Annotated in this window: 26 protein-coding genes; 14 read left to right on the top strand and 12 right to left on the bottom strand. The window is 47.5% G+C overall.

Annotated elements, in window-relative coordinates; genetic code table 11:
- Positions 1-59: 59 nt before the first annotated feature.
- On the bottom strand, positions 60-1295 hold the full coding sequence (gene pepT / locus CEG13_RS12340) for a peptidase T (protein ID WP_100012202.1): 1236 nt from the start codon (positions 1293-1295) through the stop codon (positions 60-62).
- 76 nt (positions 1296-1371) lie between these two features.
- Between pepT and CEG13_RS12335 the strand changes: the two genes are divergently transcribed.
- From CEG13_RS12335 to CEG13_RS12325, 3 genes are read left to right on the top strand one after another with little or no spacing between them, the layout of a single operon-like run.
- The gene (locus tag CEG13_RS12335; protein ID WP_100012201.1) at positions 1372-1872 is read left to right on the top strand and encodes a GNAT family N-acetyltransferase; all 501 of its coding nucleotides are present in this window, start codon (positions 1372-1374) and stop codon (positions 1870-1872) included.
- Between the two features lie 6 nt (positions 1873-1878).
- Complete coding sequence (locus tag CEG13_RS12330; protein ID WP_100012200.1) at positions 1879-2721, top strand: sulfurtransferase; 843 nt, start codon at positions 1879-1881, stop codon at positions 2719-2721.
- A complete protein-coding gene (locus tag CEG13_RS12325; RefSeq protein WP_100012199.1) occupies positions 2718-3293 on the top strand; it encodes a DNA-3-methyladenine glycosylase I in 576 nt (191 codons plus the stop codon). The genes CEG13_RS12330 and CEG13_RS12325 overlap by 4 nt, the downstream gene beginning before the upstream one ends.
- A gap of 519 nt (positions 3294-3812) precedes the next feature.
- Here the strand turns inward: CEG13_RS12325 and CEG13_RS12320 are convergent.
- Positions 3813-5555, bottom strand: coding sequence for a methyl-accepting chemotaxis protein (locus tag CEG13_RS12320; protein ID WP_100012198.1), 1743 nt, complete (start codon positions 5553-5555; stop codon positions 3813-3815).
- Positions 5556-5896: 341 nt separating this feature from the next.
- On the opposite strand from CEG13_RS12320, the gene CEG13_RS12315 reads away from it, so the two are divergent.
- Together CEG13_RS12315 and CEG13_RS12310 are read left to right on the top strand one after the other, a co-directional pair.
- Positions 5897-6409, top strand: coding sequence for a GNAT family N-acetyltransferase (locus CEG13_RS12315; protein WP_100012197.1), 513 nt, complete (start codon positions 5897-5899; stop codon positions 6407-6409).
- A gap of 163 nt (positions 6410-6572) precedes the next feature.
- Positions 6573-7985, top strand: coding sequence for a LysM peptidoglycan-binding domain-containing protein (locus CEG13_RS12310; RefSeq protein ID WP_100012196.1), 1413 nt, complete (start codon positions 6573-6575; stop codon positions 7983-7985).
- 47 nt (positions 7986-8032) lie between these two features.
- On the opposite strand, the gene CEG13_RS12305 is transcribed toward CEG13_RS12310, so the two are convergent.
- Positions 8033-8572 carry an HD domain-containing protein gene (locus tag CEG13_RS12305; protein WP_100012195.1) on the bottom strand — a complete coding sequence of 180 codons (540 nt, stop codon included), beginning with the start codon at positions 8570-8572 and terminating at the stop codon, positions 8033-8035.
- A 975-nt stretch (positions 8573-9547) separates the two neighbouring features.
- On the opposite strand from CEG13_RS12305, the gene fni reads away from it, so the two are divergent.
- The 5 genes from fni to CEG13_RS12275 all read left to right on the top strand — a co-directional run bounded on the left by fni (position 9548) and on the right by CEG13_RS12275 (position 13538).
- Positions 9548-10603 carry a type 2 isopentenyl-diphosphate Delta-isomerase gene (gene fni / locus CEG13_RS12295; protein ID WP_100012193.1) on the top strand — a complete coding sequence of 352 codons (1056 nt, stop codon included), beginning with the start codon at positions 9548-9550 and terminating at the stop codon, positions 10601-10603.
- A 143-nt stretch (positions 10604-10746) separates the two neighbouring features.
- Positions 10747-11154, top strand: coding sequence for a hypothetical protein (locus CEG13_RS12290; RefSeq protein ID WP_100012192.1), 408 nt, complete (start codon positions 10747-10749; stop codon positions 11152-11154).
- Positions 11155-11296: 142 nt separating this feature from the next.
- On the top strand, positions 11297-11758 hold the full coding sequence (locus CEG13_RS12285) for a DUF2188 domain-containing protein (RefSeq protein ID WP_100012191.1): 462 nt from the start codon (positions 11297-11299) through the stop codon (positions 11756-11758).
- A gap of 123 nt (positions 11759-11881) precedes the next feature.
- The gene (locus CEG13_RS12280; RefSeq protein ID WP_100012190.1) at positions 11882-12604 is read left to right on the top strand and encodes a DsbA family oxidoreductase; all 723 of its coding nucleotides are present in this window, start codon (positions 11882-11884) and stop codon (positions 12602-12604) included.
- Positions 12605-12836: 232 nt separating this feature from the next.
- Positions 12837-13538, top strand: a complete 702-nt coding sequence (locus CEG13_RS12275; protein WP_100012189.1) for a SurA N-terminal domain-containing protein — start codon at positions 12837-12839, stop codon at positions 13536-13538.
- Between the two features lie 49 nt (positions 13539-13587).
- On the opposite strand, the gene hisC is transcribed toward CEG13_RS12275, so the two are convergent.
- The 9 genes from hisC to hisZ all read right to left on the bottom strand — a co-directional run bounded on the left by hisC (position 13588) and on the right by hisZ (position 21425).
- On the bottom strand, positions 13588-14649 hold the full coding sequence (gene hisC, locus CEG13_RS12270; protein WP_100012428.1) for a histidinol-phosphate transaminase: 1062 nt from the start codon (positions 14647-14649) through the stop codon (positions 13588-13590).
- On the bottom strand, positions 14642-15283 hold the full coding sequence (gene hisIE, locus CEG13_RS12265; protein WP_100012188.1) for a bifunctional phosphoribosyl-AMP cyclohydrolase/phosphoribosyl-ATP diphosphatase HisIE: 642 nt from the start codon (positions 15281-15283) through the stop codon (positions 14642-14644). The genes hisC and hisIE overlap by 8 nt, the downstream gene beginning before the upstream one ends.
- Positions 15274-16044 carry an imidazole glycerol phosphate synthase subunit HisF gene (gene hisF, locus CEG13_RS12260; protein ID WP_100012187.1) on the bottom strand — a complete coding sequence of 257 codons (771 nt, stop codon included), beginning with the start codon at positions 16042-16044 and terminating at the stop codon, positions 15274-15276. Before hisF ends, hisIE begins: the two co-directional genes overlap by 10 nt.
- On the bottom strand, positions 16034-16756 hold the full coding sequence (gene hisA, locus CEG13_RS12255) for a 1-(5-phosphoribosyl)-5-[(5-phosphoribosylamino)methylideneamino]imidazole-4-carboxamide isomerase (RefSeq protein ID WP_100012186.1): 723 nt from the start codon (positions 16754-16756) through the stop codon (positions 16034-16036). The genes hisF and hisA overlap by 11 nt, the downstream gene beginning before the upstream one ends.
- Positions 16753-17358, bottom strand: a complete 606-nt coding sequence (gene hisH / locus CEG13_RS12250) for an imidazole glycerol phosphate synthase subunit HisH (protein WP_100012185.1) — start codon at positions 17356-17358, stop codon at positions 16753-16755. The genes hisA and hisH overlap by 4 nt, the downstream gene beginning before the upstream one ends.
- Before the next feature lie 323 nt (positions 17359-17681).
- Entirely contained in the window at positions 17682-18266 is a 585-nt protein-coding gene (gene hisB, locus CEG13_RS12245; RefSeq protein ID WP_100012184.1) for an imidazoleglycerol-phosphate dehydratase HisB, read from the bottom strand.
- Positions 18247-19548 carry a histidinol dehydrogenase gene (hisD, locus tag CEG13_RS12240; RefSeq protein WP_100012183.1) on the bottom strand — a complete coding sequence of 434 codons (1302 nt, stop codon included), beginning with the start codon at positions 19546-19548 and terminating at the stop codon, positions 18247-18249. The genes hisB and hisD overlap by 20 nt, the downstream gene beginning before the upstream one ends.
- The gene (hisG, locus tag CEG13_RS12235; RefSeq protein WP_100012182.1) at positions 19545-20183 is read right to left on the bottom strand and encodes an ATP phosphoribosyltransferase; all 639 of its coding nucleotides are present in this window, start codon (positions 20181-20183) and stop codon (positions 19545-19547) included. Before hisG ends, hisD begins: the two co-directional genes overlap by 4 nt.
- Positions 20184-21425 (bottom strand): ATP phosphoribosyltransferase regulatory subunit, encoded by a 1242-nt coding sequence (gene hisZ / locus CEG13_RS12230; protein WP_100012181.1) that lies wholly within the window; start codon positions 21423-21425, stop codon positions 20184-20186.
- Positions 21426-21568: 143 nt separating this feature from the next.
- Here hisZ and CEG13_RS12225 point away from each other — a divergent pair, with 143 nt between their 5' ends.
- The 4 genes from CEG13_RS12225 to CEG13_RS18975 all read left to right on the top strand — a co-directional run.
- Complete coding sequence (locus CEG13_RS12225) at positions 21569-22366, top strand: histidinol-phosphatase HisJ family protein (RefSeq protein ID WP_100012180.1); 798 nt, start codon at positions 21569-21571, stop codon at positions 22364-22366.
- Between the two features lie 504 nt (positions 22367-22870).
- Positions 22871-23683, top strand: coding sequence for an alpha/beta fold hydrolase (locus tag CEG13_RS12220; RefSeq protein WP_100012179.1), 813 nt, complete (start codon positions 22871-22873; stop codon positions 23681-23683).
- A 62-nt stretch (positions 23684-23745) separates the two neighbouring features.
- Entirely contained in the window at positions 23746-24660 is a 915-nt protein-coding gene (gene murB / locus CEG13_RS12215) for a UDP-N-acetylmuramate dehydrogenase (RefSeq protein ID WP_275661809.1), read from the top strand.
- Positions 24657-24855, top strand: a 199-nt coding sequence (locus CEG13_RS18975) for a hypothetical protein (protein WP_204758489.1), incomplete at its 3' end; no start/stop codon positions are given. The genes murB and CEG13_RS18975, both read left to right, overlap by 4 nt.

The following is a 24855-nucleotide window of genomic DNA, read 5'->3' as shown; positions in this document are numbered from 1 at the left end:
CGGGGTGATCAAAAAAGTTGAAGTAAAAAGCCGGATCCTAAAAAACCCGGCGCTGTTTATTATCCCTGTTTCTCTTCAAGCAGCCTGCAAATCTCCACAATCACATTCGTCGCTTTCTCCATATTATCCACGGAAATATACTCAAACTTGCCATGGAAATTCTCTCCGCCGGTAAACAAATTCGGTGTCGGCAGCCCTTTATAGGAAAGCTGGGAGCCGTCTGTCCCGCCGCGTACCGGCTTGATGACTGCTTCGATATCCAAATGCTTCATCGCTTCCTGGGCAATATCAACAATTTCCATCACTGGCTCAATCTTTTCACGCATATTGTAGTACTGATCCTGCATCTCGACCGTGACGCTTTCTTTCCCGTATTCATCTCTTATTTCTTCGGCAAACTGTTTCAATCGTGCTTTCCGAGACTCAAAATTTTCTTTGTCAAAATCACGGATGATATACGTAGCCACGGTCTGTTCAACATTGCCCTCAACACTGATAAGATGATAGAACCCCTCGTATTTTTCGGTATGCTCCGGTGATTCGTTCTCTGGAAATTTCCCGATAAAAGCAGCGGCCATTTTTCCGGCATTGACCATTTTGTCCTTCGCGGTTCCAGGATGCACACTGTTGCCGTGGAAGGTCACTCTGGCAGCAGCTGCGTTAAAACTCTCATACTGCAGTTCACCAAGCGGGCCGCCATCGACGGTGTAGGCATAGGTTGCGTCAAACCGCTCCACGTCAAAGTTGTGCGGTCCACGCCCAATCTCCTCATCGGGTGTGAATGCCACACGAACTCTGCCATGCTTGATTTCGGGGTGCCGCACGAGATAATCCATCGCCGTCATAATCTCGGCAATTCCCGCTTTATTGTCGGCCCCAAGCAGGGTGGTGCCATCGGTAGTAATCAATGTATGCCCTTTATAGCCGGGTAATTCCGGGAAATCCTTCGCAGACAAAACGACATCTAATTCCTCGTTCAGCACGATGTCATTTCCGTCAAAGTTCTCCATCCGCTGCGGGCGGACGTTTTTCCCTGTAAAGTCGGTCGCCGTATCAAGGTGGGCCATAAAGCCGATCGTCGGTACATTTTTTTCGGTATTGGCAGGAAGCGTCGCCATCACATAGCCATTTTCGTCAGACGCGGCATCCTCCAGTCCAATTTCTTTCAGCTCCTCAACTAGCAGATTTGCCAGCTCCATTTGCCCGGGTGTTGTTGGTATCGCTGTGGAAGTTTCCTCTGATTGTGTATCGACTTTTGCATAGGCAGTAAAACGCCGGATGATATCCTCTTTCATTCGCTAATCTCCTCATCTATTTTTTTGCTTTTATAAGATTATTCTACCATACTTAACAAAAAAGGAGGCAGGCAATATGATCAGACATGCACTCCCGGAAGATGCCCGCCAGTTGGTAAAAGTGATGCAGCAAGTGGAGCGGGAGAGCCCCTATATGCTTTACGAGGCAGGGGAGCGGGAAATTTCAGCAGAAAATATGGAAAAGAGGATTAGGGCGCTAACCGAACAGGAAAACTCGATTATATTGCTCGCCGAAACAGATGGCCAACTGGCCGGTTACCTATTCGCAATTGGCGGATCCTCCAGGAAATCAGCCCACACGGCCTCCGTCGTCATCGGTGTCACAGCAGCACACCAAGGCAAAGGTCTAGGTACAAGATTTTTCGAAAAATTGGAGAAGTGGGCTATGAATATAGAGCTTCATCGGTTAGAATTAACAGTAATAACAGAAAACACACGAGCAATAGATTTGTATGAAAAAGCAGGATTTACCATAGAAGGTGCCAAAAAAGACGCATTGCGGATGGATGGAAGATTTGTAGATGAATATTATATGAGCAAACTTTTGGAGGGATAACGAAAAATGTCTTATTTGATAAGTGTACATCGGTTGAAGAACCGGCTGGAAAATAAGCAGGCCAATACAGTCATCGTGGATGTACGGTTTGATCTCACCGACCCGGATGCAGGCAGGAAGCAGTATTTGCAAAGTCACCTCCCCGGCGCGGTGTATATGGATTTGGAAAAAGATTTATCCGGACGGGCGGAAAAGCATGGCGGCAAGCATCCACTGCCAGATATTGAACTGTTGGCAAGTAAGCTTGGCAATATTGGAATCGACCGCGACACGACGGTCGTGGTTTATGATCAGGCCAATGAAATGTTCGCCTCCAGACTGTGGTGGCTGCTCGATCATTTGGGCCATCAGAGGGTATATGTTTTGGACGGCGGCTATGATCGCTGGGTGAGCGAAGGAGAGGACGTAACGGCAGAAATTCCAACGCTCACGGCTAAGGATTTTCACCCCGCGACCCAGGAAGGGCAAATTGCAGAAATGGAAGAAGTGAAAGAAAAGCTGGAGAAGCGAACAGCTATACTGCTTGATTCCCGCGCCAGTGACAGGTATCTGGGCAAAACGGAACCACTTTATGGCAAGGCTGGTCATATTCCCGGTGCGAAAAACTTTTTCTGGAAAGATGTCTTGCAGAAGAACGGCTCCTGGAAAAGGAAAGAAGAGCTAGAGGAGCACTTCAGCACATTGCCTAAAGATGAGGAAATTATCGTCTCCTGCGGCTCAGGCATTTCCGCTTGCCCGAATGTCCTGGCATTGAAGGCGGCGGGGTACAGTAATGTCAAACTGTATCCGGGCAGTTTCAGTGACTGGATTTCCTATGAAGAGAACGAAGTCGAGACGAAAGCAGAATGAGTGGGGAAAAACAGCGCTGCGCCTGGGTGACGGATGATCCAGTTTATATTGCTTATCATGATCAAGAATGGGGCAGGCCCGTCCATGACGATCAGCATCTGTTTGAAATGCTTTCCCTGGAAGGCGCGCAGGCAGGCTTAAGCTGGATCACGATACTTAGAAGAAGGGAACATTACCGGGAAGCCTTTGATGGTTTTGCCCCTCAGATTGTCAGCAAATATGGGGAGGACAAAGTCAGCGAACTGCTGCAAAATGAGGGCATCATTCGCAACCAGCTGAAAATCCGCTCCGTCATCAGCAATGCTCAAGTCTTCCTGCAGGTGCAGGAGGAATTCGGCAGCTTTGACCGCTATGCCTGGCAATTTGTTGATGGAGAGCCGATTGTCAATCATTGGGAGACACATGAGCAGGTGCCTGCCTGGACGGAGGAATCTGCGCGAATGAGTAAAGATATGAAAAAACGCGGCTTTAAATTCGTCGGTCCCACCATTTTATATGCTTTTATGCAGGCAACCGGCATGGTGAATGATCATACGAAGGGGTGTTTTCTATACCCCGGGAGGAGCGATTAATAAAACAGCTGTCTTCCCTCGAGGAGACAGCTGTTTTAATGGTTCTCTTAGCTTTTTTATTTTGGGGTTGATGGAAACTGTGGCCTAAATTAATGCCGACCGATGCCGAATACAAGCTACAAAAGTGCTCGTTGATTTCCGCTGCGAGCAGCCGCTTTCCGCGGGCACGGCTTCAGCCTCGTGCTGTTCCCGCAGGAGTCGGCTGCCCACAGCGAAGATCAACCATCTACAGAGTGGGTAACTGCTGTTTTGGTGATCTAAACAAGCTGTAAATAACTGATGTAAAGTTTTAAAAACACTCATCAGCGGAGGAAATACATGGAGACTCCAGCGGGAGGATAGGCACAGGTGAGACCCCTAAAGACGAGACAGCACAAGGGGGATCACCGGCCGCCCGCGGAAAGCGGAATGTATTTCCGTAGCGGTAGGTTAAGTCACATTTAAAACATATTTTGATAAAAACGACAAACGCTTTCCGGTGGGACGAGTAATCGCAGTCCCATTCTTTTAGAAAACAGCCTAAAACTTAAACGCCCGCAACTCCGTCTGCAATTCATCAGCAAGCTTGGCCAGTTCATCCGCGTTATGCGAAACTTCCTCCATCGAACTGGACGTCTGCTGGGCCGAAGCAGCTGCCTGCTCCACACCGGCGGCGGATTCCTCAGAAACGGAGGCAATTTCTTCAATGATATGGTTCATATCTACACTGTTATTGGTGATGTCTTTCAAGTTCGCTGAGATTGAAGTGATTTTATTTACCATATCGATCACGGAGCTGTTGATCGTTTCAAAGCTCTGCCCCGTTTTCTCGATTTGCGCCGTACCTTCCCGAACTTCTTTATAGCCGTCGTTTAAGGAGTCAACGACATGGCCGGTTTCCGACTGGATGCTGTTGACAATTGTCGTGATTTCCCCCACAGAAGATGCGACTTGCTCGGAAAGCTTCTTAACCTCATCTGCAACAACTGCAAATCCTCTGCCATGCTCGCCGGCTCTTGCCGCCTCGATCGCTGCATTCAGGGAAAGCAGGTTCGTCTGATCGGCTATATCCTTGATCACACGTACCAGTTTGGTTATTTCATTGGACTGTTTATCCAGCCCTTCCACTTTATTGACCGCTTCGGTAACAATGGAATCAATTCGTTTCATCTGGACAACAGACTGCTCCATCAATTCCGTGCCCTCTGTTGTTACGGCGAGCACCGCTTCGGAGCTTGAGGCAATCTCCTGGCCGTTTTGCTCGGACTGCCGGACTTTTTCTACAAAGTCATTCATATTCTCTGATAAATTAGATGCACTGTTGGCTTGCATTTCCGCACCGGAAGAGATTTCCTCCATGGTGCTGGCAATCTGTTCACTGCCTTCCTTGACCTCATTTGCTGATTGTGTCAGCTCTTCGCTTTTCGACTGCACAGAACTCGAGGCTAATGAAACCTTGGATAAAATGCCATAAATGTTATCCTTCATTTTATTGATGGACAGGGCCAATTGACCAATTTCATCTTCGCCGTCTTTGTCCATTGATTTTACCTGCAGGTTTCCACCGGCCACCTCAGATGTTATATGGACAATTTTCCCCAAGCTGGAAGAAATCCGTCGGCTGACCAGCATCATCAGCAGCACACCAAGTATGATGACGACAATATTGGAAATTGCCAGGATCAGTGTGCTGGTATTTGTTTTTCCCATCGCTGCTTCTACAGAGGAACGCTGATCAGCCTGGACAACTGCGATCAATTCGTCAACGAGTTCAATCGTTTCTCCGCGCAACCGGGAGGAATAATTCCTCAGTGAGTTCGCCATCTCCTGCTGATCATTTTCCATCGATTCTACCATCCGGTTCAGAAATGAATCGTCAATAATGCCATTGTTCGTTAAAATTTGCTCAAACAGTTCCTGCTGCTCTGTGGTGGCCAGCGTCGGCTCTATTTCTTCCACCAGAGCGGTAATCTCTTCCTGGTATTGCGTGAATTCCTCAATAAAACTAGGATTCCCTGTCAGCAGATAATCAGCACTTTGCACATCTTTTGCCTGAATCAGTGCAGCCATCTGTGACATATTGTTGGCTCTTGCGCTATCCTGATCAATCGCTTCCACATCATCGATTACCGACTGCAGCTGCACAAAGACCACGCTGCTTGCGACCAGAAACAGGATGGCTGTTAAAAAAAATACAGATAAATACTTAAATCCAATCGGCAGGTTTCGCCAGCTGAATCGTTTGCCTTTAAGTGCTTTTCTCCATTTATTCAATCTGTTCATCGCTATCCCCCAAATCCATATCTCTTTTTCTTAAGCTCTATTCGTTTGTTTTTTTGCTTAATTATGTCGCAGTTGATGGAAACTGTGACCTAAGCTATCGTTGAGAAAATTTCTGTTACAAAGTGCTCGTTGATTTCCGCAGCGGCAGGAGGTGCTCGCCGTTTATAGATATTGTAAAAAAACAAGATTCTTTTAGAAAACGGTTTTCTCTTATATCGGCAAATAGGACAAAAGTATGAAATGTTTTTTGGGAAAAATTATTTTCTATCCCTTGAAATGGTCAGGCATCCTCTAGTACAATGGCAAACTGTGTGTAAAAATATATTTTTCAGGTGATGAACATGGTTTATTCCGCATTCATGGAAACCAATAAAAATAAAAATGAAATAAAACAGGAATTGGATGAATTGGAGATTCAGATGTTCCGTATGCAGGTGAACATGAAGGAAATTGCCAAAAAATCCGAAGTCATCAGCATTGATCAGGCAAAGGATAAGCGATGGGTGATCATTTTTGCCGACCGCAACAAGAGCAGTTTTCAGGTGATGCTGCATGACTGTACCAAACCGTATCGCGGTGATTGGGACTCCGCCATCCAGGCCGAATACAAAGATCAGCATACGATTCATATTGCTGACATCAAAGGTGAAGAGAACAAAGGATATGGTTCTGTGTTGCTCGGGCATTTAAAAGAGCTGGCCCGTGAAGAGAATGTGCAGTATATTACCGGAGACATCGTCAAACGCGATTTTGACCATGTCAGCCGGCTGAAGCACTTCTACAGGAAGCATGATTTTGATGTGAAAATTGACCATCATCTCGAGCAAGGGGAGATTGTCTGGAATGATGGGTGAACACGTCATATGTCCAGTCAAATGAATAAGAGAGAAACAGCCAGATATCGTTCTCATGGTATCTGGCTTTTAATTTTCTCAAGCCTCCCCGTCCGCCGAATAACAAGACAGCCTGCCTATGAATATCCTGCTATGTAGATACCAAAAACAGGGGAGAATGATGATGCAAATTCATGTAGTGGAACGGGGCGATGTCTTATGGGCCATCGCCCGGCGTTATGGAACAACGGTGAGCCAGATCGCATTGTTAAATGGATTAGATGATCCTGCTGCGCTTGTTGTCGGGCAATCGCTGGTTATTCCGGACCCTGCCAGCGAATATGTCGTGGAGCCGGGAGATAACTTATGGTTGGTTGCTCAGAGGTATGGTGTAACAGTGGAAGATTTAGCCAGAGTAAATAACATCACAAACCCTAACTTGATTTTCGTGGGGCAAATGCTGGAAATGCCTTATTTTTCCCATATCATTCAGCCGGGAGAGACACTATGGCAGATCGCCGGGAGGTATGGTGTGAGTACCGGCCAGCTTATACAGCTGAATAACATGGTCAATCCTTCGCTAATTTATCCAGGCCAGACACTGCGTATCCCGACGGCTGCCAAGCCGGTTATTGAAGTCAATGCCTACACAACACAGATGGATCAGCAGGGCGCGCAGGAGGTGCTGGCACTTGGCAAGTATTTTACCTATCTCAGCCCATTTACTTACAGCTTCAATCCCGACGGCACACTGACCAACCTGCAGGACACCGCCGTTCTGGAAGCTGCCAGAGCCACAGCAACGGTTCCGCTCTTAGTGATGACCAATTTTGTCGGCGGCAATTTTGATTCGGATGTGATTGCCAACCTTTTGCGGAATCCGGAATTGCAAGAGACCTTGATCAGCAATTTGCTGGAAGTGATGCGGGAGAAAAATTATGGCGGGGTAAATTTTGACTTTGAATATATTTACCCGGAAGATCGGGAAAACTATAACAACTTTCTGCGCAGAGTCGTAGCCCGTTTGCGTCCGGAAGGCTATCTAGTCTCCACTGCGCTTGCCCCGAAGATTAGTGCCGATCAGCAAGGATTGCTTTATGAAGCGCATGATTATGAGGCTCATGGGGAGATTGTTGATTTTGTCTTCCTGATGACCTATGAATGGGGATGGGCCGGCGGGGAACCGTGGGCAATCGCCCCAATAAATGAGGTGCGTCAGGTGCTGGATTACGCGGTCACTGTCATTCCGCGCGACAAAATCCTTATGGGCATTCCGCTTTATGGAAGAGACTGGAGAATTCCGTGGCAAGAGGGCACAACTGCGAGAACCGTGAGTCCGCAGGAAGCCGTTCAGCTCGCCAGAACGTATGGGGCAGAAATTCAATATCATGAAACCTACCAGTCGCCATTTTTCCGTTATACCGATGAGACCGGTCAAGCGCACGAAGTCTGGTTTGAGGACGCACGCAGCATGCAGGCGAAATATGATACAGTCAAAGTGTATGACCTTCGTGGTGCCTTCTACTGGGTGCTCGGCAATCCATTCCCGCAAAATTGGGCAGTACTTCAGGAAAATTTTCAGGTAAGGAAGCGGTGATAAAAGAAAACACCTTCATGCGATATATATCGTTTGAAGGTGTTTTCTTATGTGAACACGCGCTTTACTGTCTCCGCAAATTCTTGAAAGTAATATGGCGTCTCCTCTGCTGTCAGGCCGTTAGCCATATTGGCCGCAATCGACTGGTTGTACCATTTCTGGTCCACGTACCCGGCGTTGAAGTTCTCCCATATTTTGCTTCCCTGCATCGCCAAATCTTTTTCCATTGCCAGGAGATTGTCGAGTTTATCCGCGACAATCAGGTATTTAACTTCCTTTTCCGCGTGCTTCACCGTATCGATGGTATGCTGTTTCCGTTCCCGCCACGATTTTGATTTGTCCTCCGTATGGGCGGCCACCAACTCAGCGGCCCGTTTGCCAAAAGACTCTTCAATATCTTCTATTTCATATGGCGTATCTTCCACCACATCATGCAAATAGCCCGCACAGACCAGCTCATCACTGAAACCGGCTTGCTCCAGCCGTTCTGCTACACGGATGGGGTGGGTAATGTAGGGAGAATCGGAGTTTTTCCTGGTTTGTCCATGATGCGCCTTTTCTGCAAAGTCCCTTGCCTGTTGTTTCACTATTATTCCTCCGTTTTTTCTGAATACTTATTTATAACATGTATTCTCATATCAGACAAGTAGGCTTGCAGCGGATTTTGTATCATGTATATACTATTGTAGATATTCGGTGCCGAGATGATTCTATATCTACATCTATATAGAAAATAACTACAATGTTCTACATTTATCCAAATTGGGGTATACTATATATAGAAAGTAATAAAATAATAAATACTGAACGTACGGTACTGTCAACACCATTCAGCCCAAGTGCAATAGCCCTTCAAAGGGGTAACTCATGGGAATATAGAAATAACCACCAAAAGTTTAGCAGGCTAAGGGTGGTTATTTCTGTTTATACAGATATGTCAGCAACGCAACGATTAAAGGGCGATACATATTGTACATGTACAATATGTATCGCCCTTTTTACTGTTGGTTTAAAAAAATTTGACTATTTTCTACCTGTGTTACTTAACAACCGCGCCCGTCAAAGGACCAAGCGAACTACAGGTTGCGACCGTTATTCGTATTATCTTTATTCTCTTTATTACTTAAAAATTTCCAAAGGTGATATGTTGTCCAAAAAATGGCTATATTTATGAGTGATAAAATCATGAAAGTGGTAAGATTCCCATGAGTGAAAATATAGAGTAACACCAAGATAATTATAAATGGTGGTAAAAGCATCCAATAGCGTTTGTCTTTAAAGGTTTCAAAACTAAACATACGATAACCCCCATTCTCATAACAACTTATAATCAGTTATCACCTACAAACCCATTTTATAACATAATAATAATGCCTTATTACACTATATCTAGTATAACAAATGGTGTGAGGCAATGGTACTATAATTAACAGAATTTAGAGTCTTTCATAAAAATTGTGCCCAAATATAGTAGTGTCTGATTATCCCTACGCACAAACAACAAAACATTGGTATCAGCAGCGTTCCTGTTATAGTATGGACAAAGAAGGAGGCGCGTGGAAATGGCTGAAGGGATTAACCAGCGGAAAACAGAGCATATTCGGCTTTGTTTGTCCGAGAATGTTGAAGGTGTGAACAAAACAACCGGGCTGGAAGGAATTTCGTTTCTGCACAATGCCCTGCCGGAGATTAACTTTGCTGATATTGAATTGTGTACATCCTTTTTAAATAAACAATTAAATGCTCCATTTTTAGTGAGTTCCATGACAGGCGGTTCGGAGCTTGCAACAACGATCAACCAGAATTTGGCGCTGGCAGCTGAAGAGAAAAGATGGGCGGTGGCACTTGGTTCGACAAGAGCTTTGCTGGAGAGCAGTGCACATGAGGATTCTTTCCTTATCCGGAAGCAGGCGCCAACGGTTCCATTAATTGCCAATTTGGGTGTGGTGCAGCTTAATTACGGATATGGCGCAGATGAGGCACGCCGTATTGTCGAGATGACAGAAGCGGATTCGCTTGTGTTGCATTTCAACACCCTGCAGGAAGCGGTGCAGGACGGCGGAGACCTGAATTTTGAGAACTTGCTGCCAAAAATCGAACAAGTCACAAGTTCCCTCGATGTTCCAGTTGGTGCCAAAGAAGTCGGTTTCGGCATTGATGGAGAGGTTGCTGAAAAATTATATAATGCCGGCATCTCCTATATCGATGTAGCTGGTGCAGGCGGGACATCCTGGAGTCAGGTAGAAAAACTCAGGTCCCAGGATCCGCTCAAACGGGCCGCGGCGGAGGCCTTCAACAATTGGGGGCTGCCGACCAAGGAATGTCTTGTGTCTGTAAGGGGCCGTCTGCCTGACGTGCCGCTGGTCGCAAGTGGCGGCATGAAAACAGGGGTGGACGCAGCAAAAGCCCTGACGATCGGAGCCGATGTGGTCGGGTTTGCCCGCCAGCTGCTTCAGGCTGCCACGGAATCCGCGGAAGCTGTTGTGAAGGTCATGGACCAGATCGAACTGGAACTGAAGATGGCCATGTTCGGCATCGGTGCCAAAAACCTCGAAGAATTGAAAAACACGAGGCGGGTAAGTATTATGGGGCGGTCTTTGATGGATGATAACAGCTGAAGCCGACAAATAAACGAAAGCGCAGGGGTATTCAAGATAGAATCCCCTGCGTTTTTTTACGTTGTAATTAATTTGCGAAAAATTGAAACACAATAAAGAATTATCCGTATATATAAGTAAGCAAAACCTATAGGGGAGATTAGATGAAAAGGTTTCTGTATTATTTCGGATGGACAGTCATTATAGGAGTTGTTATTTATTTCGGGGTCAGGTATCAAGTTTGGTTAGAGGAACAATCCCGTATGTATTTTGATATGCTGCCTTTCGTATTATTTACAGCAATATTTCCTATTTTGATTGGACTCTTGCTGAGATTGCCGAAATTGATTATCGAAATTAAACAGAATGTACCGTGGACATTTGATTGGGTGAAATTTGTTGCCGTTGGGCTGCCGGCTCTTTGTATACTATCCATGTACATTCTACCATTTATTCCTTTAGGTGAAGGGTTCATCAGAATACCATATATAATTATGATTGGGGGCCCAATGATCCAAACAATAGCCGGGATTGTTTTTGGGTATAGCTTGTTGGACAGCTTGAAAAGATAATCACTATTGAGCGGAAATCGACCGTGGAGCGAGGATATCAACCATCCTGTAACGGAACCCTTTACTTTGCTGTAAGTTTCGAACCGCCAACACCAGGGTACAATATAAACACACACAGCAAACACTGAAGGAGGAATCACAGATGCCTTGGACGATGAACGATTATCCATCATCGATGAAAAATTTAAATGATACAACGAAAAAGAAAGCAATTGATATTGCCAATTCCATGGTGGATGAAGGGTATGAAGAAGGACGCGCAATCCCGATTGCGATTGAGCAGGCCAAGGAATGGCGGGAAAATGCCAGCCAGGATGAACTAAAGGAATATGAAGAGGAAGGCAAGCCAGCCAAGCGTTCCGAGGAAGGTAAGAAATATGAGAATAACCCGGAACGTCTGGAAGAAGGAGAACAGGTTGTTGCCCACGATGATGGCTGGGCCGTGCAATCAAGCGGTGCGAAAAAGCCGAGTGAGGTTTTTGATAACAAGCAGGATGCGATCAGCCGGGCAAAAGAGGTCGCAGAAAATAAAGGAACGTCTGTAACGATTTTCAAGCAGGATGGTTCTGTTCAGGAAACAAAAACGTATGAAAACAATAATTAAAATGACTGCTCGTCCCAGGTGAGCAGTCATTTTCATTTCCATTCGAAGCACCCCCTTAGGCAGATCGCTTAATGTAACCAGGCAATTATGCTACAATATTTAGCAGAAACGGGGGTTAAATTGTTGAAAATTGAAATTTGGTCTGATTTCGTTTGCCCGTTTTGCTATATGGGGAAACGGCGATTGGAAAATGCATTGCAGGATTTTCCGCACAAAGACAATGTAACGTTGGAATATAAAAGTTATGAACTTGATCCGAATGCTGAAGAGAATCCGGGATTGAACATGCATGAGTACCTGGCAGAGAAAAAAGGCATGCCGGCTGAACAGGCGAAACAAATGAATGAGAGTGTTGGAAAACAGGCTGCAGAAGTTGGCCTGACATATAATTTTGATACTATGCAGCATACAAACACATTTGATGCGCATCGTGTGGCGCAATACGCAGTGGAACAGGGCAAGGGAGAAGAGATGACCGAGCGTCTGCTTCATGCCTATTTCACGGAATCGAAGCTGATCAGTGATCATGCGACATTAATTGCTCTTGCTGAGGAAGTTGGCCTGGATCCGGATAAAGTCACCGAATTGCTCAAAGTCGATGACTATGCCCTGCATGTCCGCAGTGATGAAGAACAGGCCCGGCAGATAGGTGTACAGGGTGTGCCGTTTTTCGTTTTTAACGAAAAATATGCCGTATCTGGTGCCCAGCCGGAAGAAGCATTCCGTGAAGTGTTGGATACCGTTTGGAAAGAAGAAAATGAACGGCCGGCGCTTACACCTTTTCCGTCCTCAACGAAAAGTGAGACGACATATTGCACCGATGAGGGCTGTGAAGTCAAAGAATAACGTTTATCCATGGCTAAATGGGGACCTCCCTGAGGGTTTCTGTTTAGCTATGTTTTTTGTGGCAGAATTGAAGGGTTCGCTGGAGGATTGTTGTGCAAATGAAATATAGCTTGTTGAAGCCTGTGTTGCCGGGGACTATAGACATTATACCGTGATACCAAAACTTGAAAAAGACTGCCATAATATGTTTGAATAAAGAGAAACGTCAACAAGGAATCGAGGGTACACATAGATGAAAAAATTTCTTATGCTTCTGCTGACAGCGGGACTGGCCATGGTGCTGGCCGCATGCGGGAATGAGAGCTCGGAGGAAGAGGCGGCCCCAACCGAGCCAGCGCAACAGGCGCAGGAACCGGTGGAAATCAGTGAAGAGGAAGAAGTGGCCGAAGATACATCTGTTGCTGCGGTCAATGATACGGAAATTACCGGAGAAAAATATAATCCGGTTTACTTGCAGGTGAAAACACAGCTGTCGCAGAGTGGACAGGATGTCAGCGATCTCCAGCAAGTCAGGGAATTGACGCTTAATCTGCTGGTTGAAGAGGAACTGATTTTGCAGGATGCTGCGGAAAAAGGCATTGAGGTTACGGATGAAGAAGTGCAGTCCCAACTCGATTTGATCAAGGAGCAAACGGGGGAAGAACTGACGGCAGTGTTGGAACAATTACGTCTGACCGAGGAACAGTTCAAGGCGCAGCTGACCGATGATTTGACCACATCCAAATACATGGATTCCGAATTTGAAGTGGAAGTAACCGATGAAGAAGTGCAGGAATTCTATGACCAGCTGCAGGAACAAGGAAGTGAGGTTGGCGAACTGGGACAAATGGAAGATCTGATCCGGGAACAGCTGACCATGAATAAAACCCAGCAGCTGCTGGCCGACCGTGTAGTTGAATTAAAAGAAAATGCGGACGTGAAAATGCTTATCTAAATCAAAACGAAGGCTTTCACCATGACAAGTGGTGAGGAGCCTTCGTTTTTTACTGGGACAGTATATTATCTAACTTCACAACAAACAATTGCATATCCTCCTCCGAACCGATCGTGATGCGGAGGTGATTGCTGATTTTTGGTTTGGCAAAATACCGGACGAGCACCCCGGCCTCTTTAAGACTGCTGTACAAACTTTCCGCCGTCCATTCTGGATGGCTCACCAGCAGAAAATTGGCCTGGGAGGGGAGGACATGAAAGCCGCGGTCCCCGAGTGCTTTGCTCGTCGATTCCCGTGTCCGGATAATTTTTGCCACCGTCTCGGCAAAATAATCTCTATCCCTTATTGCTGCGATTGCTCCAGCGATTGCCAGGCGGTCGAGTGTATAGGAATTGAAGGAGTCCTTGATCCGTGTCAGTCCTTCAATCAGCGCCGGATGCCCCATGGCAAAGCCGATCCGCAATCCGGCCAGGGAGCGGGATTTCGACATCGTCTGGACAATCAGCAGGTTATCAAAGTCATCAATTAGTGAAACCGCAGAGTTTTCAGCAAAATCCACATAGGCCTCATCGACAATTACTACTTGATCCGGATTGTTCTCGGCAATCGCCCTTACCTTATCAAGCCCCAGATAAATACTCGTCGGCGCATTAGGGTTGGGGAAAATCACCCCGCCTTCCGATTGAAAGAAATCCGCCGAGGAAATCGAGAAATCTTCATTTAGCTCCACTTCCTCATAAGGGATGTCAAAAAGCTTGGCATATACCGGATAAAAACTGTAGGAAACGGCCGGGAAGCGAATAGTTTTCCCTGGTTCAAAAAATGCCATGAAGGAAAAAGCAAGAATTTCATCCGAACCATTTCCCAGAAAAACCTGCTCTTTATCGAGTCCGTGATAAGCCGCTATTTCTGCTTTTAACGCCTCAGCGGTTGGAGAGGGGTAGCGGTTTAAATGGTTTCCCAGTTCTTCTCGGATTGCATCGAGCACTTTTGAAGAGGGAGGATAGGGATTTTCATTGGTATTCAGTTTCAGAATATCAGGCTCGTTCAGCTGCTCGCCGGGCACATACGGTTCGGTACGCTGGACTGCGGTGCTCCAAAATTTACTCATCATCCTTGACTTCCTTTTGCACATGTCGTTTTGCCAGTTCCTGCTTGATATCATTCACCGAAACATCAAGCATTTCCATAAGCACGAGCGTATGATAGACCAAATCGGAAATTTCCCAAGTGACTTCTTGTCTACTGCTGTTTTTGGCTCCGATAATCACTTCACTTGCTTCTTCACCGACTTTTTTCAATACCTTATCGATTCCTTCACGGAACAGATACGTGGTGTAGGAGCCGTCCACAGGCTGTTGGCGGCGCTCTTTTATTTTTTCCGTAATGACAGAGATCACATCCAGTACCACATCCTCCTGCTGGTAAAGCAGGTTATGAAAACAGGATGTCTCGCCAGTGTGGCAGGCGGGACCGTTCGGCTGCACCTGAACGAGCAGCGCGTCTGCATCACAGTCATAGCTGATCTTCTGGACCTCCTGGGTGTTGCCGGAGGTTTCTCCCTTATGCCAGAGCTCTTTTCGTTTGCGGCTGAAAAACCAGGTCTCTTTTGTCTGGATGGTTTTCCAAAGGGAAGTTTCGTTCATGTAGGCCAAAGTTAAGACTTCCCCGGACGCAGCATTCTGAACGACTGCTGGTATCAGCCCGTGTTCATCAAAAACAAGCTGGTCGATGGTTACTTCCATGTGCGCTCACTCCTTACAACAATGTCATTTGCTTGCAGGTATTTTTTTAGGTCGGGCAGCGGGATTTCGCCGTAGTGGAACACAGAGGCTGCCAACGCTGCGTCTGCTGAGTCCTTCAGTACATCGGAAAAATGCGCAGCTTCACCGGCACCGCCGCTGGCAACAATAGGGATGTTGACGGCATTGGCAATTGCTTTGGTCAATTCCAGGTTATAGCCGGTTTTTTCTCCGTCCGTATCAATGGCGTTAACAACAATTTCTCCCGCTCCAAGTGCTTCCCCCTGTTTTGCCCAGACGACCGCATCCATTCCGGTGTTATTCCTCCCGCCTTTGGTGTAAACCTCCCAGGCACCGGCAGCGGATTGCTTGGCATCAATGGATAGCACAATGCATTGCGCCCCGAATTTCCGTGCCGCATCGCGGAGGAGTTCCGGCTTCTCGACGGCGGCACTGTTTATCGAGACTTTATCCGCCCCGGCGCGCAGGACACGGTGAATGTCTTCCACCGTGCGGATGCCACCGCCTACGGTAAAGGGGATGGCAATTTCCGCTGCCACGTTTTCCACCACATCCAGAAAGATGTTCCGCGACTCATTGGAAGCTGTAATATCGTAGAAAACAAGCTCGTCAGCGCCCTCCTGATTGTAGCGCTTCGCCAGTTCCACCGGGTCTGCGACGTCTTTGATGTCCTTAAATTTTTTCCCTTTGACGACGCGGCCTTTATCGACATCGAGACAAGGGATAATTCGTTTAGCGAGCATCTTGTGCCACCTCCTTTGCAGCTGTGAAATCGAGCGTACCGTCGTAAAGGGCTTTTCCGATAATCGCGCCATAGAGGCCCATTTGTTTGAGCCGCTGGATATTTTCCAGAGAGGTGACGCCGCCAGAAGCAATCACGTTCATGGTGGTAGATTGATTGACAGCCTCCAACTCTGCAAAATTTGGACCTTGCAGCATGCCGTCTTTTAAGATATCGGTATAAATAATCGTCTCGACACCGAGGGTTTCCAGTTCTTGGATCAGATTAACAGCTTTTGTCGTGCTCGTTTCTGTCCATCCATCTGTGGCAACATATCCGCCTCTGGCATCAATTGACACGGCAATTTTTCCTCCGTACTGTTTGAGGGCTTCTCGCAAGAATGATTTGTCTGAGATCGCGGCTGTCCCGATAATGACTCGGGCAATTCCTGCTGTAAGATAATCCTCGATGACGGACATGGAGCGGATGCCGCCGCCCACTTGGACCGGCAGGCTGGATTTGTTGGCGATTGTTTTAATGGCACTGTCATTGGCTGATTTCCCTGATTTCGCCCCATCTAAATCCACCAGATGGAGATAGGAAGCCTCCAGATCTTCCCATTTCCTGGCAACTTCTGCGGGGTCATCGCTGTATATTTTTTCTTTATTGTAATCTCCTTGGGTGAGGCGCACACATTTTCCATCTTTAATATCGATTGCTGGAAACAGAATCATGAAATCATCCTCCTGAAGTTTTGCAAAAGCTTTAGTCCGGCGGAACCGCTTTTCTCCGGATGAAACTGCATGCCGATGATGTTGTCTTTCTGCACGATGGCCGGCACGATTCCGCCGTATTCGGTGCTTGAGATCAGCGTCTCTTCCTGATAGTCTTTCACCGCATAGGAATGCACAAAATAGACATAAGTGTTGTCTGTGATGTCTTCAAGCAGTGGGGAGGGGGCATGCTGTCTCAAGGTATTCCAGCCCATATGCGGCACCTTCACCGTATTGCTGATGCGCCCGACTTTTCCTTCAAGTAAGCCGAGACCCTGCCATCTGCCGTCTTCTTCGCTCGTGTCGTAAAATAGCTGCATGCCAAGGCAGATGCCGAGAATTGGCTTGCCGGTTTTTGCTGCTTCTTTAATTACTGTCGTGAGCCCAAGTGAGTTCAGAGAATCCATGGCATCTTTAAAGGCACCGACTCCTGGCAGAATTACCGCATCACTCTTTCGGATCGTCTCCGGATCGGCAGTCAACTGCGAGTCAAGATTCTGCCTTGTTAAAGCAAATTGCAGGCTTTTAATGTTGCCGGCCCCGTAATCGATGATTGCAATCATAGTTGAAAACTCCTTTTCTGTAATTTCGGGTGGGCATTTTGAATTCAAGCGAGGAGACGCTAAAATCGAGCGACCTCGCCTTAGAATCGAGCGAGCACACCTTCAAATCGCGCGACCAGCCATCCAATTCGAGCGAGTACACCCTCAAATCGAGCGACCCACCCCAAATTCTAGCGACCTCGCACCGATATCGCGCGGCGCACACTTCAAATCGAGCGACCGACGGCTCAAATCGCGCGTCAAGCACCTCAAGTCGCGCGGCACACACCTCAAATCGCGCGACCAACACACCGAATCGCACATCTACCACCCCAACTAAATCTCTATAAAACTCCTTTAGTAGAAGGAACCCCTTCAATCCGTTCATTGATCCGGCTGGCCTCATCAAGCGCACGGCCAAAACCTTTGAAAATCGATTCAATAATGTGATGGGTGTTTTTGCCATATGCCAGATTAATATGAAGTGTCACCTGAGCATTGCTGGCAAAGGCCTGGAAAAATTCCTCAACCAATTCGGTATCAAAATTTCCGACCTTATCCTTCAGCCCCTCGACATGATATACAAGATACGGACGACCGCTGATGTCCAAATTTATCGTGGACAGCGCCTCATCCATCGGCGAGGTGACACTTGCATAGCGGGTAATCCCAGCTTTCGTTCCTAAAGCACTGCGGAATGCCTGCCCCAAAGCAATGCCGATATCCTCCACGGAATGATGCTGATCTACCTCAAGATCTCCCTTGCAGGAAACCTGAAGATCAAACAAACCGTGCTTGGTCATTAATATCAGCATGTGGTCGAAAAATCCTACTCCTGTCTGGATGGAACTCTCGCCCGTTCCATCAATCGACAAATCCAAATCGATTTCTGTTTCGCTCGTTTTCCTGCTAATGTTTTCCTTCCGCATCGGTATCATCCTCTCTGACTTTGATGGCATTGGCATGGGCAGTTAATCCTTCCGTCACTGCCAGGGTTTGGATCGCTTCTCCAGCTTGCAGCAGCGCTTCCCTGGAGTACTGAATAATGCTCGACTTTTTCACGAAATCATAGACGCCGAGCGGGGAAGCGAACCGAGCCGTTGCGCTTGTCGGCAACGTGTGGTTCGGCCCGGCAAAATAATCGCCGAGCGGCTCTGGCGAATAGTTACCCAGAAAAATCGCTCCGGCATGGCGTATATGTGCCGCATACGCTTCCGGCTGGCGAATCATCAATTGCAGATGCTCCGGGGCAATTTGATTGACGATCTCGCAAGCATCAGCCAAATCCTCTGCGACAATGATTTGCCCGTGCTGCTTCAGTGATTGTTGAATGATAGCTTTCCGCTCGAGGGTTTCATTTTGTTTCTGCACCTCGGCGGCGATTTTTTCGGCTAACTCAGCACTTGCTGTCACACAGATGGCTCTCGCCGATTCATCATGCTCCGCCTGGGAAAGCAGGTCTGCGGCAACATAGCGGACTGGCGCCGTTTCATCGGCCACGACGCAGATTTCGCTCGGTCCTGCAATCATGTCAATCGCTACATCACCGTACACCCATTTTTTGGCACGGGCGACAAAGGCATTTCCCGGCCCGACAATTTTGTCAACTTTGCCTACTGTTTCTGTTCCATAAGTCAATGCGGCAATCGCCTGGGCGCCGCCGATTTTATACACCCGGTCTGCGCCGGCTTCTTTTGCTGCAGCGAGGACATAGGGATTGATGCTGCCATCCTGCTGCGGCGGGGTGGTGATGGCAATTTCCCCAACCCCTGCCAGGCGGGCCGGGATGACATTCATCAGTACTGAGGAAGGGTAGGCTGCTTTGCCGCCGGGAATGTAGACCCCCACTTTATCCAGTGGTGTCACCTGCTGGCCTAGAGTAATTCCTCCAGTCTGCCGAACATACCAGGACTGCTCTGTCTGCGCTTGGTGAAAGGTGGTGATATTTTCTTTTGCCTGTCTCAGAGCGGTTAAAAATTCCTGGCTGACCTGGCTCATTGCTTCGGTAAGTTCCTCTGGAGAGACGGTAAGTTCATTCAGAGCCGCGCCGTCAAATTGCTCCGTCAATTCATACAGCGTGCGGTCACCGGATGTCCGCACCCGGCGAAGGATCTCGAGGACCTTGCTGTCGAGCTCCTCATTGCCGGATTTCCCGGCCGTTTGGTTCGTCTGCTGTTCTTCCCGAAATTCTCTGGATGTCAATACCCTCATGCCTTCGCCTCCTCCAAAGCGCCTTGCAATTGCTGAATCAGTGGATGAATGACCTCTGATTTGGTCGCAAAGCTCGCCTTATTGACAATCAGTCTTGTGCTAATCTCCTCGATCTCTTCGATAATGCTCAGGCCGTTCTCTTTTAATGTTGTCCCTGTTTCCACAATATCGACGATCACGTCAGCAAGCCCAATCAGCGGTGCCAGCTCCACGGAACCGTTCAATTTGATCGTCTCTACGGACTGCCCTTTTTTCTGAAAATGGTTTTTTGCGATGGCCGGGTATTTTGAGGCGACCGTTAAGGACTGATTGGAAAGCCGATCTGTTTCCGCACTACCGGCAACGGCAACCTTGCATTTGCCCAGTTTCAGATCGAGCATTTCATAAATATCGGCCTGAGCTTCGAGAATATTATCTTTGCCGACAATGCCGATGTCTGCAGCGCCTTTTTCCACATAGGTGGGCACATCGACCGCTTTAACAAATATCAGCTTAATCTTGCCAGATGTGTCAAAAAAGATAAGCTTTCTGCTGTCTGCATGAAAGTCGGGAAAATCGATCCCCGCTTTTTCGAAAACGGACAGGCTCGCCGAGGTCGTTCTTCCTTTTGCCAGCGCCAGTGTCAATGGTTCCACTTATTCGTCCCCCTTTTCTTCTGGAAACAGCTGTGCCAGCGTTTCCTTATCCTCATCCGCCCACTCATCAAGCAGGGGAGAGCAGGCGATTCCATCCTGTGATAACTTGATCCGCTTTGCGGCAACGGAGCCCCCGCTGCTGCCAGCCGGAAAAGTAAGCACAGTCAAACCTTTCTCCCGCAGCTGATAGGCAAGACGAAAGGCATCGCGCTGCTTTTCCGCCGTATATTCAATTACGAAATCTGGCGCGCCAGGCTCCGGCACACTTAGCTTCTGCTGCTTGCGGGCCTGAAGCAGATCGTCAATATCAAACGCAAAACCGATGGCGGGAAGCGGGCTGCCAAACTGCTCCCCGAGATTGTCATACCTGCCGCCCATCATCACCGGCTTGCCGAAATTTTCGACAAACCCCTGAAAAATAACCCCGGTGTAATAATTCATATTGTTGATCAAGCCAAGATTAAAGACAGCCGCATCCTCGACTTCGTAAGCCTCTAGCACCTCATATACATCCCGAAGATTTTGCAGAAGTTCCTGCATGGCGTCATTGCGGACGATTTCTTCCGCCTGAGGGATGACATATGCCGGATTCCCGTGCAGATGCGGCAGTTTCTTGATGGCAATTTTGAGTTCTTCCTCAAGCTCAAAGCCGGCAAGAAATGTTTCAATGTCCGTTGTGTTCTTTGATTGAATCATTGCCTGCAACTGCTCGATTTCCACTCGTGAAAGCTTCGCCTGTTTAATCAGTTCCTTGAAAAATCCCGCATGCCCAATTTCGATTTTAAAATTGGCAAACTCCAAATCTCTTAAAGTATGAACCGCCAACATAATAATTTCTGCATTGTTTTCCGCTGTATTTTCGCCAAAATACTCCACCCCGGCCTGTGTGCTTTCCTTGCTCCCCAGTTCCCCATCTGTCTGGCGAAAGACATTTTGCACATAAAATAACCGTTCGCCTGCTGTTGCCGCCTGGCGGGAGGAAACCATCCTGGCAATCGGAATGGTCATGTCCGGTCTTAGCACGAGCACCTTGCCGGAAGAATCAATCACCTTCAGCATTTCATCCTTGTTAACCGTGCCGGCAATGGAGGAGTATAGATCATAATATTCAAACGCCGATGTGCCGATTTGCTGATAGCCATAAGTGGCAAAGCGATTTTTTAATGTCGCTGTCAGAGTTTCCTTAATCTGAAAATCTCTTGCACTTGCATCTTTGCTGCTGCCTGAGACATATGGCTGCATAGAAAAAGATCTCCTCTCAAAAACTTTATTACTTTATCGCTTTATCTAAGTAAAGTTATATAGTATTCTAGTAACTATAGGGGAAAAAGTCAAGTTTTTTAAGCTTGATGGAGATGAATGAATTTAATAAAGGAGAGACCATAATGTTTGATTACCATATTCACAGTGATTTTTCGGCTGATTGCAACACACCAATGGAGAATACGATTGAGCAGGCATATCGGCGGGGCTTGAAAGAGATTTGCTTTACTGAGCATATTGACGATGACTACCCAGACCCGTCGATTGAATTTACCCTGGATCATACGGGTTATGATAAAAAAATATCCGCTTTGAAGGCACAATACCAAGGGGAAATTTCCGTGAAAAAAGGCGTGGAGATCGGCATCCAGCCCCATCTTTTAATGCGTATGGACGAATTGCTGAAGAAAGAGACATTTGATTTTGTCATTTGCTCGATGCACACCACGGCCGGTAAAGACTTGCATTCGGGAGATTTTTTCCGCGAACAGTCGGTTGAAGCTGCTTATCAGCAGTATTATGAAGAGCTGCTTGCCTGTATCCATCAATACAAAAATTTCGATATCCTCGGTCACATCGACTTGGTGAAACGGTATGCGGCAGACAGCAGCGGGCGGGGTTTTCATGAAATTATCCGGGAAATCTTCCGGGAGATTATTCCGGATGGCAAAGGGATCGAGCTGAATACCTCAGGGGTGCGCTATGGAATGGAAAGCGGCATGCCGAGTGAGGATATTCTCCGGCTGTACCGGGATTGCTGCGGTGAGGTGATCACTGTTGGATCGGACGCTCATAAGGCAGCTGATGTCGGCTATCAAGTCAAGGAATCCTATGCACTCCTGCAGTCGCTTGGATTCCGGTACATTGCAACGTTTGATGACAGAAAACCTGTTTTTCATCGGATTGGAGATCTGGTTTAAGGCTGAAAAATCTGACCTGGGCTGCCGCTGCGGAAATACCCTTCGCTTTCCGCGGGAGCTGGTGAGCCTCCTCGTGCTGTCTCGTCTTTAGGGGTCTCACCTATGCTTATCATCCCGCAGGAGTCTACGGGTATTTCCTCCGCTAACTGTGTGGTGCTTGTTTAAATCAAACAACAGTTATCCACTCTGTAGATGGTTGATCTTCGCTGTGGGCAGCCGACTCTTGCGGAAAAAGAACGAGCCTGAAGAACCCGCAGGAAGTGGTTTTCTTCCGAGGAGGCTGAAGCCGTTCCCTAAGGTGCACGACCGCCCGTAGCGGAGATCAACGAGCACTTATGTCGGAGTTTATTAGATTTTGCGATAAAAACAACATAGGGTTTAGTAACCGCAGCACCAGATCTTTTAGAAAAAGCCCACCCAAAAATTTACCGGGAATTTACCACAGAAACCAGCAAAAAATGCTATAATGTAACAATGGAATGATGCACGAAATGAGGGAGTTCGGTGAAGAGAAAATACATCCTGGTGATCACATCGTTTTCCGTGGTGCTTTTGGGGTTTGCTGTTGTCTTTAATGTGCCCAGCCAGACTCGCTCAGAGATCTATCAGGGCGCGCCGACGGTATTTGTCCATGGTTATAAAGGGACGGAGAATTCATTTGGGTCGATGCTGGAGCGTTTTGAGGAAGATTATCACTGGGGCAATAAGGGCTTGGTCTATTATATATCGGAGGAAGGCAAAATTCGTGATTACAACCTCAGCAAGGGGAGAGAGGTGCCGACGTTTGTCCAGGTGATTTTTGAAGATAATCGGGCAAGTTTTGCAGAAACTGCGGATTGGCTGGCAAAGGCAGTCAGTCATATGAAAAAACATTATTTTATGGATGCGATTAACCTTGTTGGCCACTCGATGGGCGGAATCGTTGCCTTGAAATACGTTCAGGATTATCAGGGGAGAGCTTATCCGGAGGTAAATAAGCTGATCGCAATTGGCAGTCCGTTTGCCGGGATTTTCAGTCCGGAGTATTTTCACATTCATCACGATCCCGCGGCTAAAGATTTAAAGCCGAATTCCGTGGCACTGCAGATCATACACGAAAATTCGGTTCCCAAGCAGCTGGAGGTTTTTAATATTGGAAGCACCGGAGACACGGTTGCCGTTCCGGAAAGTGTGCTTGCCCTGGAGTCGATAGTGCCGGAAGATCAGCTCGAGCAAGAGATCATCCAGGACAGAGCGCTCGGTCACAGCATGCTGCATGAAAGCAGGAAGGTCGATCAGTTAATTTATTCATTTTTGTGGCAAGACAGGAACCAATAACTTACAATATACAAGATGGTCATCTGAGATGATGACAGAACAGAATTAAAAGGACTGGTAATGTGGCACATTCGATATATCATCAATTAACCGCCCTCACAGCGGAGGAAAATGTGATGGCGGATGAACCGCTGAAAAATCATACGTACACCCATCTCGGCGGCGAGGCAGACTTTCTGGTGAAGCCGGAGACTTATGAAGAGGTGCAGGAAATCGTCAAGTTCGCCAACAGGGAAGACATTGCTTTCACCCTGCTGGGAAATGGCTCCAACCTGATCGTGAAAGATGGCGGGATTCGCGGGATCGTCATGAATCTGCAGCGGCTGACTTCCATCGAAACAACGGACACGACGATCGTTGCCGGGAGTGGCGCAAGGATTATTGATGTGTCGCGGGAAGCGCTGGCGCAAAACTTGAGCGGGTTGGAGTTTGCCTGTGGGATCCCCGGTTCGGTAGGCGGGGCGCTGTTTATGAACGCAGGCGCATACGGCGGGGAGATCAAAGACGTATTAACAAGCGCTAAAGTGGTGGACCGCGACGGCCGGCTGCTTACCCTGATGGCCGATGAACTGGATCTGGATTACCGCACAAGCAACATTCCAGACAAAGGATATATTGTCCTGGAGGCAACCTTTGACTTGAAGCAGGAAAGCTATGAGGAGATCAAAGCGATCATGGATGACCTGACAGAAAAGCGGGAATCAAAACAACCGTTGGAATATCCCTCCTGCGGCAGTGTTTTCAAGCGCCCGCCCGGCTACTTTGCAGGAAAATTGATTCAAGACAGTGACCTACAGGGCAAGCAAATCGGCGGTGCCCAGGTGTCCCTGAAACATGCCGGCTTTATTGTAAACAAACAAGATGCAACAGCCAAAGAATATATTGATCTGATTCGTTTTGTTCAGGCAACCGTCAATGAAAAATTTGGCGTCCGGCTCGAGCGTGAAGTGAAGATTATTGGGGAAGATGTTAAGTGAATATGGAAAAAGCTGCAGTCCGTTTGTGCGGGCTGCAGTTTTTTTGGGGATTGGCGGAAGTTTCTGCTGCAAAGCAGAAACTTCCGCCCGAGAGAGAAAACTTCCGCCCGAGAGAGAAAACTTCCGCCCGAGAGAGAAAACTTCCGCCCGAGAGAGAAAACTTCCGCCCGAGAGAGAAAACTTCCGCCCGAGAGA

The sequence above is a fragment of the Lentibacillus sediminis genome (assembly GCF_002763455.1).
GTDB lineage: Bacteria > Bacillota > Bacilli > Bacillales > Amphibacillaceae > Lentibacillus_D > Lentibacillus_D sediminis_A.
This window is presented reverse-complemented; position numbering and strand designations above follow the sequence as displayed.

Excerpts from the sequence above, each read along its gene's own strand:
- CEG13_RS12335 (WP_100012201.1), top strand. The coding sequence starts at position 1,372 with ATGATCAGACATGCACTCCCGGAAGATGCCCGCCAGTTGGTAAAAGTG.
- hisD (WP_100012183.1), bottom strand. The coding sequence starts at position 19,548 with ATGAGGGTATTGACATCCAGAGAATTTCGGGAAGAACAGCAGACGAAC.
- fni (WP_100012193.1), top strand. The coding sequence starts at position 9,548 with ATGGCTGAAGGGATTAACCAGCGGAAAACAGAGCATATTCGGCTTTGT.
- CEG13_RS12315 (WP_100012197.1), top strand. The coding sequence starts at position 5,897 with ATGGTTTATTCCGCATTCATGGAAACCAATAAAAATAAAAATGAAATA.
- CEG13_RS12310 (WP_100012196.1), top strand. The coding sequence starts at position 6,573 with ATGCAAATTCATGTAGTGGAACGGGGCGATGTCTTATGGGCCATCGCC.
- CEG13_RS12285 (WP_100012191.1), top strand. The coding sequence starts at position 11,297 with ATGCCTTGGACGATGAACGATTATCCATCATCGATGAAAAATTTAAAT.
- hisC (WP_100012428.1), bottom strand. The coding sequence starts at position 14,649 with ATGAGTAAATTTTGGAGCACCGCAGTCCAGCGTACCGAACCGTATGTG.
- CEG13_RS12330 (WP_100012200.1), top strand. The coding sequence starts at position 1,879 with ATGTCTTATTTGATAAGTGTACATCGGTTGAAGAACCGGCTGGAAAAT.
- hisH (WP_100012185.1), bottom strand. The coding sequence starts at position 17,358 with ATGATTGCAATCATCGATTACGGGGCCGGCAACATTAAAAGCCTGCAA.
- hisB (WP_100012184.1), bottom strand. The coding sequence starts at position 18,266 with ATGCGGAAGGAAAACATTAGCAGGAAAACGAGCGAAACAGAAATCGAT.
- hisIE (WP_100012188.1), bottom strand. The coding sequence starts at position 15,283 with ATGGAAGTAACCATCGACCAGCTTGTTTTTGATGAACACGGGCTGATA.
- CEG13_RS12325 (WP_100012199.1), top strand. The coding sequence starts at position 2,718 with ATGAGTGGGGAAAAACAGCGCTGCGCCTGGGTGACGGATGATCCAGTT.
- hisZ (WP_100012181.1), bottom strand. The coding sequence starts at position 21,425 with ATGCAGCCATATGTCTCAGGCAGCAGCAAAGATGCAAGTGCAAGAGAT.
- hisA (WP_100012186.1), bottom strand. The coding sequence starts at position 16,756 with ATGATTCTGTTTCCAGCAATCGATATTAAAGATGGAAAATGTGTGCGC.
- CEG13_RS12320 (WP_100012198.1), bottom strand. The coding sequence starts at position 5,555 with ATGAACAGATTGAATAAATGGAGAAAAGCACTTAAAGGCAAACGATTC.
- CEG13_RS12275 (WP_100012189.1), top strand. The coding sequence starts at position 12,837 with ATGAAAAAATTTCTTATGCTTCTGCTGACAGCGGGACTGGCCATGGTG.
- CEG13_RS12225 (WP_100012180.1), top strand. The coding sequence starts at position 21,569 with ATGTTTGATTACCATATTCACAGTGATTTTTCGGCTGATTGCAACACA.
- pepT (WP_100012202.1), bottom strand. The coding sequence starts at position 1,295 with ATGAAAGAGGATATCATCCGGCGTTTTACTGCCTATGCAAAAGTCGAT.
- CEG13_RS12290 (WP_100012192.1), top strand. The coding sequence starts at position 10,747 with ATGAAAAGGTTTCTGTATTATTTCGGATGGACAGTCATTATAGGAGTT.
- hisF (WP_100012187.1), bottom strand. The coding sequence starts at position 16,044 with ATGCTCGCTAAACGAATTATCCCTTGTCTCGATGTCGATAAAGGCCGC.